This window comes from Capnocytophaga sp. oral taxon 324 str. F0483 (genome assembly GCF_000318315.2).
Classification (GTDB): Bacteria; Bacteroidota; Bacteroidia; order Flavobacteriales; family Flavobacteriaceae; genus Capnocytophaga; species Capnocytophaga ochracea.
Genome location: NZ_KB291525.1, coordinates 33,866 through 47,057, shown reverse-complemented (window position 1 = coordinate 47,057; position 13,192 = coordinate 33,866). Strand labels below are relative to the sequence as shown.

Annotated in this window: 13 protein-coding genes; 11 read left to right on the top strand and 2 right to left on the bottom strand. The window is 41.4% G+C overall.

The features are described from left to right. Positions 1-101 precede the first annotated feature (101 nt). The 11 genes from HMPREF9072_RS07085 (at position 102) to HMPREF9072_RS07035 (ending at position 10,150) form a co-directional block, all read left to right on the top strand. The gene (locus HMPREF9072_RS07085; protein ID WP_009750587.1) at positions 102-2,219 is read left to right on the top strand and encodes a heparinase II/III family protein; all 2,118 of its coding nucleotides are present in this window, start codon (positions 102-104) and stop codon (positions 2,217-2,219) included. A gap of 110 nt (positions 2,220-2,329) precedes the next feature. Then, positions 2,330-3,742, top strand: coding sequence for a TolC family protein (locus HMPREF9072_RS07080; RefSeq protein WP_009750586.1), 1,413 nt, complete (start codon positions 2,330-2,332; stop codon positions 3,740-3,742). A gap of 140 nt (positions 3,743-3,882) precedes the next feature. Continuing rightward, positions 3,883-4,863: an HlyD family secretion protein gene (locus HMPREF9072_RS07075; protein ID WP_009419600.1), complete on the top strand. Its 981-nt coding sequence runs from the start codon at positions 3,883-3,885 to the stop codon at positions 4,861-4,863. Then, a complete protein-coding gene (locus HMPREF9072_RS07070) occupies positions 4,860-5,309 on the top strand; it encodes a GNAT family N-acetyltransferase (protein WP_009750585.1) in 450 nt (149 codons plus the stop codon). The genes HMPREF9072_RS07075 and HMPREF9072_RS07070 overlap by 4 nt, the downstream gene beginning before the upstream one ends. Positions 5,310-5,333: 24 nt before the next feature. Continuing rightward, positions 5,334-5,717 (top strand): VOC family protein, encoded by a 384-nt coding sequence (locus HMPREF9072_RS07065; protein ID WP_009750584.1) that lies wholly within the window; start codon positions 5,334-5,336, stop codon positions 5,715-5,717. A gap of 175 nt (positions 5,718-5,892) precedes the next feature. Then, positions 5,893-6,246, top strand: a complete 354-nt coding sequence (locus tag HMPREF9072_RS07060) for an MmcQ/YjbR family DNA-binding protein (RefSeq protein WP_009750583.1) — start codon at positions 5,893-5,895, stop codon at positions 6,244-6,246. Positions 6,247-6,315: 69 nt separating this feature from the next. Next, positions 6,316-6,846, top strand: coding sequence for a hypothetical protein (locus HMPREF9072_RS07055; RefSeq protein ID WP_009750582.1), 531 nt, complete (start codon positions 6,316-6,318; stop codon positions 6,844-6,846). 41 nt (positions 6,847-6,887) lie between these two features. Then, on the top strand, positions 6,888-7,319 hold the full coding sequence (locus HMPREF9072_RS07050) for a hypothetical protein (protein ID WP_009750581.1): 432 nt from the start codon (positions 6,888-6,890) through the stop codon (positions 7,317-7,319). Continuing rightward, a complete protein-coding gene (locus HMPREF9072_RS07045; protein ID WP_009750580.1) occupies positions 7,316-7,798 on the top strand; it encodes a hypothetical protein in 483 nt (160 codons plus the stop codon). The genes HMPREF9072_RS07050 and HMPREF9072_RS07045 overlap by 4 nt, the downstream gene beginning before the upstream one ends. Before the next feature lie 26 nt (positions 7,799-7,824). After that, positions 7,825-8,976: an ABC transporter permease gene (locus tag HMPREF9072_RS07040; protein ID WP_009750579.1), complete on the top strand. Its 1,152-nt coding sequence runs from the start codon at positions 7,825-7,827 to the stop codon at positions 8,974-8,976. Next, positions 8,963-10,150: an ABC transporter permease gene (locus HMPREF9072_RS07035; RefSeq protein WP_009750578.1), complete on the top strand. Its 1,188-nt coding sequence runs from the start codon at positions 8,963-8,965 to the stop codon at positions 10,148-10,150. The genes HMPREF9072_RS07040 and HMPREF9072_RS07035 overlap by 14 nt, the downstream gene beginning before the upstream one ends. A 170-nt stretch (positions 10,151-10,320) precedes the next feature. Here the strand turns inward: HMPREF9072_RS07035 and nrdG are convergent, their stop codons facing one another. Continuing rightward, positions 10,321-10,806 carry an anaerobic ribonucleoside-triphosphate reductase activating protein gene (nrdG, locus tag HMPREF9072_RS07030; protein WP_009418616.1) on the bottom strand — a complete coding sequence of 162 codons (486 nt, stop codon included), beginning with the start codon at positions 10,804-10,806 and terminating at the stop codon, positions 10,321-10,323. Next, positions 10,787-12,577 (bottom strand): anaerobic ribonucleoside-triphosphate reductase, encoded by a 1,791-nt coding sequence (gene nrdD, locus HMPREF9072_RS07025; RefSeq protein WP_009750577.1) that lies wholly within the window; start codon positions 12,575-12,577, stop codon positions 10,787-10,789. Before nrdD ends, nrdG begins: the two co-directional genes overlap by 20 nt. Positions 12,578-13,192: the final 615 nt, after the last annotated feature.

Sequence of the window (13,192 nt, the reverse complement as noted above, 5' to 3'; positions counted from 1 at the left end):
AAGATTTCTGTAGCGTAAGCTACACTTTTCTTACGTCGAACTCACCTTAAATATAGCAAAGCAACAAGAACAATTAAATAAACTAAAAACATTCTTTACTTATGAAAAAAGCAGTATTTATGATGCTATGGACTCTGTTAATAGCGATGCTATCGTGTCGTAAAGATACAGACCCTGATGAGCAAGAGATAACAGGCGTTGTTCGCACCGAACACCCACGCCTTTTTATTACTAAAGAAGATATTCCGAATATCAAAAACGCTGCCCAAAGCTCGGCTCTGGATACGTATACCGAAACTAAAAGAGATGTGGATAAGCTCTTAAATGAACCTATCTCTTTTGAAAATCCTACCGCGGTGAATGGTACTGATAACGGTTTGAAAATCTCTAAAGTATCGCAAGTCGCCATATTATATTTGATAACGGGTGAAGCGAAATATCTCGACTATACCAAAAAATTCTTACAAAAAATCACTGAATATTACCGCCTTCGGGTAAGTCACAACTTGAATGCTGATTGGTATGTGTTTCCTCAAATCAATGCATTATGCGCTTATGATTGGATTTACGACTACTTAACCCCCAAAGAACGAGAGCAAATAGGCAAACCTCTTTATCAGGTAATGATGGATATTGCTTGGCACGGAAAAGGATTACGCCCAGAGCGCAATCGGGAGAATACAGGGGGATACAATACAGGGTTTTATGGCACAGATGCCCTACCGTGGTATATAGGTATTACTTTTCACAACGACGGTATTGATAACGCACGCTGTGAAGATATGTTTCAAAAGGGATTTGCCCTGAATATGAAAATGGCAGAATATCGTCGTGATATTATCGGTATGAGCGGAGGGGCTGTCACAGGGTGTGTAGGCTATTCGTTAGGTGCTTATCCTATCGCCGATTTCAATTTCATTCGCAGTCATCGCGCAGCCACAGGCGTAGACCTCTCTCAAAGGCTCAACTACGTATTCAAATATTTGGACTATATCGATTGGAATCGCTTACCAAACAATCGCGAGTTTGGCTTTGGCGACAGTTATCACTACGATTGCTTGCTCCCCGAAAGAGACATCAATTATCACCTGAGAGAGATAGCCTCTCTTTATGGAAGTTCTACCAATATACAACGCCTGTTAGGCTTATTCAATAAGAAACATTATACAGAACGACTACCCTTTATGCCGTTCTTACAAAAATACCCTCAAGGAACTCAGGGAGCGACACCTTCGGGTAAAGGTGCCGTGTATTTCGAGGGTACGGGAGAAGTCATTATGCGTTCAGGAACGGGCGAAAACGACACTTATGCTCTTTTTGTGAGCGGAGGCAAAACCTCTTACCACAAGCACTTCGATAATAATCATTTCACTATCTACAAAAAAGGTTACCGTGCGTTAGATACAGGCACCCGCCCCGAACCTGGCTGGCATTTGTCGCATTACTACGCCCGTACGGTAGCCCATAACTGCGTAACCATCAGAATGCCCAATGAAAAAATGCCCGAATACTGGGGCGGAGGGGCTTCTACCGAAAACAAGTTCGAACCTATCCCCAACGATGGCGGACAAAACAACATATTAGGCTCTGTGCTGAAAGAGAAGCGTATCACTGACGATTATGTATATCTCGCCTCCGATGCTACTAAAAGCTACAACAGCCAAAAAGCCTCGTTAGTCGTGCGTGAATTTATATATTTCTACCCCGACCTTTTTGTAGTGTTCGATAGGGTAACATCTACCGACAAAAATTATCCCAAAACGTGGCTGATACACACCATCAACGAACCTGTGATGAAAGGTAGCAGGGAGTTCTCGGAAACCTCCGACGGAGGCAAGATGATTTGCCGTACTTTATTCCCTGCCAATGCTACACTTACTAAAATAGGTGGAAGTGGAAAGGATTTCTGGTCTGACGGACGCAACTGGCCTCTACCCAAACTCACTCCACAAGATTACGGGTATAATATGAATCTCCCTCCTGCCAATCACCCACAGTTGGGACATTGGCGTATAGAAGTGAGCCCACAAACAGCTTCTAAAGAAGACTTGTTTATGCATATTATCCAAGTAGGCGATACAGCTCTTCCCGATTTACCCCGCACTGAAACCTTTGAAAATACAGCTCAAATAGGGGTAAGATTCACCTACCAAGGAAAACGATATATTTTAACCTTTGATAAAACAAAGTCATACGGCTGTCAAATAGAGAAGAAATAAATTAAGAGGCTTTATTTTTTAATCTATCTTAAAAACTTTGCAAACAAACGAGTCGTTCATCTGGAAAAATCGCCGTAATTTTGCCCCGTAGAAATAAAAAGTTTCCTTTTATGAAAAAATATACTTTACTATGCCTCTTCGTTATAGGGATAACAGCTTCATTACGAGCGCAATCGCTCTCATTCGACGATGCGCTTAGCCAGATGCGTTCAGGCAACCAAAAACTCAAAGGCATCGAAAAACAAACCGAAGCAGCCGATTATAACCGCAAGTCATTCCGTGGGCTCTATCTGCCCCAACTGAGCCTTAACGCGAGCTATATGCACCTCTCCGACCCGCTTTCGTTGAGCTTTAACGAGTATAAGGCGCCATTACAAAGTGGCTTACAGGGATTCGCAACCCAAGTGCCTGCTCCTATGCGTCCGCTTTTTGCCCCGCTACTTGGCAGAATACAACCGCTTTTTGCCCAAGACTGGCGTTATGAGTTCCAGAAACAAGACATTTGGAAAGTAAGCGCCGATGCCAAATGGGTGCTTTTTGCTGGTGGAAAGGTGCGTGTAGGCAATCGTGTGAGTGCGCTCAACACCGAAATAGCCACCGTAGAGAGCAAAAAAACCGAAAATGCCCTCATCAGTGAGTTGGCGGAACGTTATTTTCAAGTACAGTTAGCTCAAAAAGCGTTGGAAGTGAGAAAACAGTCGTTTGAAACAGCGCAACATCACTATGAAAATGCCCAAAAGCTCGAAAAAAACGGAATGATAGCTTCCGTAGAAACAATGCAAGCTAAAAAAGCCGTTACCGATGCCGAGCGTGAGGTGATGGCTGCTGAAAAGGACATACAATTAGCGCAAACAGCGCTCTATGGCGTAATGGGCACTACCGAGCAACCCCTCACTGCCCTCACCACCGAACTTTTTGAGGTGGCACCTCTTCAATCGCTTGAATACTACCAACAGCAAGCCAAAGAGCACTACCCTATGATTGTGCAAGCCAAACTGAAAGCCCAAATGGCTACCCAAAGCGTAAAAGCGCAACAATCCGCTTATTTGCCCGATGTAGCCGTAGTAGGTAAAAAGTACTTGTGGAGCGAAAATCTACCTTTAACCGAACCCGATAACTGGGTAGTGGGTGTAGGGTTACAGTGGAATCTCTTCAACGGTTTACAGGACAAGAACAAGATAGCCCAAGCCAAAGCGATGCGTGAGAGTGTGGAGCTCATCACTGCACAAGCCGAAAAAGACGTACAAACCTTAGTGAAAAAACAGTACACCGAGATTGAAAAGCAACGTGAGCAATACCTCAGCTTAGAAGAGAGTTTGCGTTTTGCCGAAGAGCTCGTACGTGCCCGCGACAAAGCTTTTGCCGAAGGTCTCTCCACCTCCACCGATGTAGCCGATGCCAACCTTTATTTGGCTTCTATCAAAATCAAACGCTACCAAGCCCTTTTTGAAATGGACAAAACCCTCGCCCAGCTCCTCGAAACCTGCGGAATGAGCGATAAATTCAGCGAACAAGTAAGGTAGAGCGACACAAATGCTCTTACCTCTTATATCGCTATACTTTGCCAAAGTTTTAGACTTTGGCAAAGTTGACTACCCTGATAATCATACGCTGGCGCGAGCTTGTAGCTCGTGCCTCTCATAAACTCTTAACTAAATAAACAATGAAAAAGAAAAACATCACCGGTCTTATTGTAACAATCACTGTATTTGCAGTAGTTCTTATTCTTTCTATCTACTTTTTTAGTAACCGCGAACCTGTATATTTGCAAGGACAAGTAGAAGCCAAACAAATCAACGTTGCCCCAAAAGTACCTGGTAGGGTGAAAGCTATCTACAAGCAGGAAGGCGACCAAGTGCACAAAGGCGACCTCCTTTTGGAACTCGAAAGCACTGAACTCGATGCCAAACTCTCTCAAGCCGAAGCAGCACGTTTGGCAGCACAAGCTCAATCCGATAAAGCACAACGCGGTGCTCGTAGCGAACAGATTCAAGGGGCTTACAATGTATGGCAACAAGCCGAAGCAGCTGCCCAGCTCGCTGAGAAAACCTATCAGCGTGTGAGCAACCTCTATAACGAAAAGGTATTGCCTGCTCAAAAGAAAGATGAGGCTTATACCCAAATGGTTGCCTTACAAAAACAAGCCGAAGCAGCCAAATCACAATACGAAATGGCGAAAAACGGAGCTCGTGTAGAGGATAAAACCGCTGCCCGAGCCCTTGTAGCCCAAGCGCAAGGGGTCATTACTGAGGTAAATGCCTATAAAGATGGTGCTAAAGTGTTTGCCCCTGCCGATGCCGAGATACAAACCATTATCCCCAACGAAGGCGAAATCGTGAATGCGGGTTACCCTGTGATGAACCTCATCGATACCCAAGACGAGTGGGTGGTGTTCAACATACGCGAAGATAAAATGGCAGACTTCAAGATAGGCACTAAATTCAAAGGCATCGTACCCGCCCTTGGCAATCAGGAGATAGAGTTGGAAGTAAAACACATCGCCGTACAAGCCGATTTTGCCACTTGGACAGCTACCAAAAGCAAAGGCGACTTCGACAAGAAAACTTTTGCTATCAAAGCCTACCCTACCCAAAAAGTAAAGGATTTAAGACCCGGAATGTCGGTATTAGTAAGTGAAAAATGAGAATAACTGAAGGGTTATCAACTAAAGATAAGCAAGCTATTATACATTGGACAAATAGCAAAGGAGCTGATTTCTTGCAACAATGGGCAGGAGATGCTTTGCAGTATCCTCTTACAATGGAAGAGCTCAATGCTTTGTCTCATTGTTATCGTATTGAGGCAGAGGGTAGTTTTATAGGGATGATTCAGCAAATAAGAGTAGAAGGGAGCAACGTACATATTGGTAGATTTCTTATCAATCCTTCGCTTACAGGAAAAGGATTAGGTACCTCAGCAATGCAGTTATTTATCGCAATGCTTTTTGAGGATAAAAGAGTTCATTCTATTAGCCTAAATGTATTTGATGACAACCCCATAGCTAAAGGTCTTTATACAAAACTTGGTTTTAAAGTAGTAGCAACTGTAGAGGGAGAAAGGAAGAAATACAAAATGGTAAAAACTGCTTAATTGACTCATTAATAAAATATCACTATGAAAATAGATCATATCGCTTTATATGTAAAAGATTTGGAAGTTTCTAAAGCCTTTTATGAGACTTTCTTCGGGGCAAAATCAAACGAGTTGTACCATAATCCTAAAACGGACTTGCATACCTACTTTCTAAGTTTTGATAGTGGAGCTCGCTTAGAAATTATGTGGCGCCCCAATCTTAGTGAACGTTTGGACAAGATAATGAATGAAGGACTTATACACTTTGCTTTCAGTGTAGGGAGTAAAGAAGCGGTTGATGCGCTTACTCAGAAAATCGTAAATGAAGGCTATGTGTGTTTTAGTCTTCCTCGTACCACAGGTGATGGGTATTACGAAAGTGTTATCCTTGACCCTGATGGCAATATGGTGGAGATTACAGTTTAATGAGGGAGTAAGATGCATATAGCTTAAGCGAACAATGAGCGAAGGATAAGAGAAGGTTAAGTGTAAGTGTATTCACCAAGAGGCTACCGCAAGAGAGTGTCGGAAATGTAGTCTTATATTCAATTGATAATGAGGAACGAGCCCCCTCTTACCTCTTATCTCTTACCTAAACAAAATGAACATAGAAACCTTTAGAGATTTTTGTTTAACTTTACCTCACACTACTGAGGATATGCCTTTCGGGGAGGACTTTTTGGTCTTCCGTATAGCAAATCATATCTTTGCACTGATGAACCTAAACCGCGTGCCTATGAGTGTTAGCCTCAAATGCGAACCTGAGCGTGCGGTAGAGCTCCGCGAGCAGTACCCCGATAAGATTGTAGCAGGCTATCACCTGAATAAAAAACATTGGAATACCATCCTTTTAGAGAGTCTTCCCGAAGTCCTTATCAAAGAAATGGTACAGCACTCTTACAACCAAGTACTTGCCAAAGTACCAAAGAAGGAAAGAGAAGCGTTAGGGGTGTAAACTCCGTAATCTTTCTTAGGATTGGGAATATCCGTGATAATTTAGAAAAACAACAAAAATTAATTAGAAATGAAAAAGAAAAAACTTTGGATACTTTTTATCATTACTACTTCAGTATATGCCTATTTGATGTTGGTAACCGTACCAGCTCTTAAAGCAATGGCTGGAGGAATGGATATTTTAGATGTGCCTCCGTTTTATGATGCTACTTACATTCAAGAGCTATTTAAGCGTTTAGGTGAAGAAGGTCGCCATTTCTATTTATACCGACAAATTCCTGTGGATATGATATATCCCGGTCTGTTTGCTATTACCTACTATCAACTGATACGTTTCTTTTTAGAAAAACTCAGCCAAAGAAAGCTCCTTTTCTTATCATACTTCCCAATAATAGGAGGTATTTCTGATTATTCAGAAAATTTTAGTACCATTACAATGCTCACACACTATCCTGAAAACTTATGGATAGAGACCTTAGCGCCCTATTTTTCTCTTATGAAATGTATCTTTGTGGTACTTTCTTGGGTATTATTTTTTGTATTAGGAATTACAACACTCGTTAAAAACAAGAAGACAATAACAAAATCACCCTCAGAATAGCCTCAATTTTGTTCATTATATCTGAATAAACCTAAAAGCCTATGTGGAATGCTCTTGTGAATTACAATATACTTGCCCCTCTATCAATAGCTGTTTTGGCTTGGGCGTTTATATTCATTTGGTTTTCTATAAAAAACAAACAAGAAAGGAAGAAAAGACAACAACTTTTAGCCCAGATAAAAGAACAACTCCCTATTCTCACATTCAAAGAGTTGTTACAAGCTTTAGAAGCCTTGAACTATAACCCTGCTCAGTGTTATTTTAAAACAAATACTTTTGAGCAAGGAAATGTAGCTGTGGGCAACACTTGCTTTCTGCAACGAGAAAACCAATACCAATGGGTGGTATGCCTCGCCGATACTCGTTGTTTCTGTGATGAACAGTCTTTTAATAGCGAACAAGAAGCCTGCGAAAACTTTGTATATAAATACTTTCTCCTTAGTAAAGAAGAAGTTAATTGGTTAAAGCAATGAACACATCTAATTATACCACCAAGTTTGGCACTCTTACTTTCTCACAAAAAGTGAGAGACGACTATTTTTGGGAGGCTTCATATCAGTGGAAAAGTGATTTCTACAAAGAAACTTTACAGCTACCTTTTTCTGTGTTTAGCAAAAGTAAAACCATCGCACCTGATACTATTGCTTTTATTGAAAAAATCCTTGTCAGCGCAGATAAGTTGGTTGCCAAAGCTCTTTCTTATTTTCAAGAACAACTGCTGATATGCTCAGATGGCTTTCATCTTTCAGAAGAAGAAAAACGATTGTTAAGTGTTCCCTTGCAAGAAGTTCCTTTTGAAAGTCCGCAGTTCCTATTCTATGACAACAAAGAATGGATATTGCATTTTGCCGGAGGTGGTTTCAGCTTTTGCGAGCCTTATGGAGTTTCTTTTCATTTTAAAGAAGAAGCCCCTATCTTAATAGAAAACTTAGAAGACGCTGAAGAAATCTAACTAATTAGCTAATTGACAAATTAATTATGTATTTATTTAAAAAAGAATGCAAGAACCTTTTCCTATCACCCAAACGGCTGTTTTACGTTTTGGCGTTTCCCTTGGTTATCTTTGGGTTCTTTGCGGCGGTATTCTACAAAGGAGTACCACGCGACCTCCCTATGGCGTATATCAATTACGACCAGAGCCAGCTGTCCGAAAACCTTTTGCGTATGCTCGATGCTACTCCAAACATCAACCTGAAAATCAAACTCACCGATGAAAAAGAAGCCCAACGACTTATCCAGCAACAGCAGATAATGGGCTTTATCGTTATCCCTGCCGACTTTCAGCAAAAACTTTTTAAAGGTGAAAACCAATCGGTGATTTGCTATACCAATAGTCAGTTTATGCTGGGGGCAAGTCTTATCCAAAAGGATTTCCAAACTACCGTAGGGATGTTCTCAGCAGGCTTGGTGATGAAGAAGAAAATGCAAAAAGGGCAACAAACCGAGAAGGTACGTGCCGAAGCTCAACCCGTAAAGGTAGACGACCACGGTCTATACAATCCTTATTCTAATTATGCCTATTACCTGCTCACAGCACTCTTGCCAATGATGCTCCAAATGATTGTAATGATGGTTACGGTGTATGTATTAGGAGTAGAATTCCGCTACCATCGAGGGAAACAGTGGCTCAAACAAGCAGGTGGCAGTCCGCTGAAAGCCCTTGTGGGGAAACTCTTCCCTTATACATTAGTGCTCCTTTTTGTAGCGTGGTGGATGAATTACCTCCTCTTTGAGCTTATCGGGGCTCCTTTGCATATCCCAATGCTGAATGTGGTGCTTATTACTTTTGCCTTAGTAGTAATCTATCAGATTATAGGTATTGCACTCGTTTCTATATTGCCTAATTTTAGGTCGGCACTTACCATAGGCAGTGGTTTTACAGCGATTGCCTTCTCATTTGCGGCTTATACTTTTCCTATGGAAGGGCTACCTAAGAGTTTGCAGTATTTAGCGCAAATCTTTCCGTATGCTCATTTTATGAAATACTATGTAAATCGCGCCATTAAGGGTATTCCTATAGAGATGACGTGGCAACCACTTTTGGCATTGTTGCTCTTTGGACTGTTGCTTATAGTGGCTTATCCTATGTTTGTGAAAAAGATTAAATCAGGAGGATATGAAACAATTTAGAAGTTATATATATCAAAGTTCAGCCGACTTTACTCGTGCAATGCTTTGGGAAGCCAAATATATATTCCGCGACAAAGCGGTTTTCTTTTCGTTTGTAATTGTAGCGATTGCGGTGTCGTTTATCTATACTTATCTCTATTCCGAAGAGACTTTGCAAGAGCTTCCTATTGGAGTAGTAGATGAGGATAATACTGCGCAAAGCCGTCAGTTGTTGCGTATGATTGATGCTACGAGTCAGACCGCTATTTACAGCAGTTACCTCAACCTCACCGAAGCTGAAAAAGCCTTTCAGCAGGAGAAAATACGGGGGATAGTAGCCATTCCCAACGGTTTTGCACGTGACCTACAACGCGGAGAACAACCCACTATATCGGTCTATGCCGATGCTTCCTATATGCTTTATTACAAGCAAATACTTACCGCCGCTAAAGTGTCGGCTACTTACCTGAATGCAGGAGTTGAGGTGAAACGCACTTCGGCACAAGGCAAACTCCCTACCCAAGCGCACGATGAGGCAATGCCCGTGAGTGCCCAAGTAGTGAGCTTATACAATCCCTCTTTGGGTTATGCTACTTTCCTTATTCCCATAGTGCTTGTGATTATCTTTCAAACTACCATACTCACTGCCGTAGGTATGTTAGGAGGAACGATGCGAGAGGGGAATAAACTTAAAAAAATATATCCTAACTCCGATAGTTTCTGGGGAGCTTTGCCTATTGTAATGGGGAAAGCTACTACTTATTTAGCCTTTTCAATGGTGATATTACTCATTATTTTAGGAATTATAATGCCACTGTTTGGCATTCCTGTACGTAGCACGATACTAAGCACTATGGTTTTTATGATACCATTTATCCTGTCGATTGTATTTATGGGACTTTGCTTGCTGAACTTTTTACATCGACGTGAAGACGCCATTATGCTCATTATGTATACCTCTTTGCCTGCGGTGATGCTTACTGGCTTTTCGTGGCCTACCGTAGCGATGCCTGAATGGCTGAGTGCTTTTTCGTATATTGTACCTACTACTTTAGGGAGCAAGGGTTTTATATCTATTACCCAGATGGGAGCTCATATCACTACCATTATGCCATATTGGCTGGGAATGTGGGCACTGTGTTTGGTATATTTAGTATTAGCCACCCTTACCCTAAGGAGAGTGTTAAACAAGTAATAAAAAAAGAACGACTGAATTCAGTCGTTCTTTTTTTATTACTTCCTGTTTGTCTTTCGTATGTTTGTAGTCTATCCTCCCATCACACAAGCGACAATAAAAGAGGAGATAGCCGTACGTGTGAAATCTTGGTATTATTTTCTTATTCACACACCTAGCTACGCTTGCAGTCAGGCTTTTCCTTTTACCTTTAAAAACACTTTGTTCATCACCTCTCCGGTTTGTAGGTTTAAAAACTCTTGATTGGTGGTGGGGCTATCGAGTCCACCGAGTTTAGGTAACCACTTGCCGGTTTTGATGTAGTCTAAACACCCTAACAACTCAGGGTATTTGCGCTGTACTTGCTTGAGGTTGAGCCCTGTATAGAGTGCCGTTTTCAGCCGTTTGCACTTCACTTGAAAGATAAGCGAGAGCAGGGTCTCTACCTGCCACTCGCCTCCCATAAACAGCACACAGCTTATCATATCTTCATACTTGCTAAGCAGTTGTTCCAAACCTTCATTAGTAAGCGCACAACCTTTGCTACCGTCCCAAATATATTCGGAATGGCAACCTTCGCAGCCTAACGGACACCCTGTGATGGTAAAACACAGGGATATCTCGTTGGGTACTTCTTGGAGGACTATATCGTAACTGCTATACCGTAGCGTTCCCATAGTAACGTATTTTAGCTTCTTTTTGTCGGTCTTTAGAGAAATTAGTGATGCGTTTGAGATAGCCTATCACCCGTGTCGCGTGGTCGATATTTTCAGAACCACAATGGGTGCAGTGGTCGTGCGTGTGTTTATCGATATAGCCACAATCGTTGCACACGGTTACGCATATATTAAAGCAGAAGTAGTTGCAACCCGTTTTAGCGGCTACATTTAGCAACTTATAAAAACCTTCGGCAGTGGTGTATTCTTCGAGATTGCAGTGGTAAGCCGAACCGCCGTCTAAGTACTGTATATAGTCGTTGCCGTGCAAATAGAACTTATCGATAAGGTTTTGAGAGCTGTCTTCCACAATATAGAAATACGAATTGTAGCAATCACGTGGCACTTGTAAGCCATCGGCTTTGTCCCAAGCAGCATTCTTCACGCCTAAGTTCTCGGCAGGTACAAACTCGGTATTGAACATAAAGCCGTATTTGGCTTTAGCTTCCTTGTTTTTGTCGTAAATTAGTTTGAGGTTCTTGTTGATGAATGCTTTATAGTCGGGATTATCCGAAATACGAATACCTAAATACTCTGCAGCTTCCACCATTCCGTTGATACCAACGGTGAGGAATTGTTTATCAAGTGAGATGAAGCCCGCATCGTACACTGGTAACATACCCGCATCTTTGTAATCCTGAACAATAGCACGATAAGCTACTTGGTATTTATGGATATTATCTAAGGTGCGTTCCAACGACAAGTGTTTTTGGTAAAGGCGATTCATATTAATGGTTATCACATTAATACTACCAGTAGAAACACCTCCTGCCCCAAGTGAATAACTAAAGGTGTTATCGGAAATTTCATTGCGCAAACGACAGCAACTTGCTAATGAATCGGCGTTATCTGATTGATATATAAAGAAGGCATTCCCTTCACTGAGTTCTTTGGCACAGAAGCGCGCAAAATGCTCGTCGTACACGTGTTTGTCCTTAGTGAGCATTGCTGCGGTTACTACAGGGAAGGTGAGTATCGCCTTGGTGCGCTCGATATTGAACCAATGCATAAAGAACTGTTGGAGCTTGTCTAAAGACTCATAAGAAGGTTTGCTACCATCGGGGTAAACGAATGTACCAAACATCGAGTCGAAATAAGGGCGGTCATACAGCGATATGTTCCAAAATACTGACTGATAGCCACGTGCTGCTGCTGGCTGATTGATAGCGTATACTACGTGTTGCAGTTCGTTTTCTATCACTTCACGATGGGTATTGAGGTAATCGTCGCCATAGTCTTTACGCGCAAAATGGTCGAAGTACATTAGGAACTCTACTGTGGCTACCGCTCCTGCAAATTGTGAGGAAACGGAAAAGAGGAAGTTTACGAACGACCCGCAATAGCTTGCTAAGTGTTGCGGAGCTTTGCTTTCACCGCCGAGTTTTACGAGCCCGTCCAAGAGCAAAGGATACATCGAAACGCTCACACAATAAGGTTTGAGGCTTGTTTCGTCGTGCACGTAGATTTCGTGTTCCTCAATCTGACGGATATACTCATCGGCTAATTCTTTGCCAAAGAGCTGTTCGATTTTGTGAGACACGAGCGAACGGTTCACTTGGATATTGATATCTTTATTGAGTTCTGCCTCCATCGTAGCGATGTTTTTATGTGCCACATTGGCATTGGCATCGAAGAGAGACCCAGTAGCGGCATTGTGAGATTGTAGGTAATTTTCGATGAAATTACGCTTTGTTTGAAGCTGTTCAGCTGTAAGCTTAGTGAATTTAGACATAATTTTTTATTTTATTATTATTTCAGATACAAATTTTAATTTCTCGAGCATTAAGCTTCCAAGTTGTAATGATAATGGTCACTAATTTCTCTATTTTATTAACAATTTTCAAGTATGTGATGTATAAGGAATGTTTATATAATACAAACATAGCCTAATGAGTTTATTTTTAACCCTCCTCTTTTAGTTAGAGAGAAAGAAAGTGCTGAGTGATTTATATAAATCACTCATTTATAACGCATTGAATAATGTTGCTTTTATAAGTTCCCTAAAAAGGGGAAGTGTTTTTTCCTTAGTTGCTGGGGCAAAGATACGGAATAAAGCGATAAGTTTTCAACAAAAACAAAATAGTTATCAACACAGTTATTAACAATTTTAGTGAACATTTTGATAGTTATAAAGTTAGGACAAATACATTTTTATAAGTTATAAATGCTCTAAAAATTTCTGCCGTTGAACCTCACTTTTTTATCTTTCTGATTCTAAAAATAAAAGTTTTCAGTACCTAAACACTTTTTGAAATATACTTTTAATTAGAAAAGGCCATAGGCCATAGGCATTAGGGGGAGAAGCGACGGACGATTAACTTTGCCAAAGGTGCGAGCCAAAGCCAGC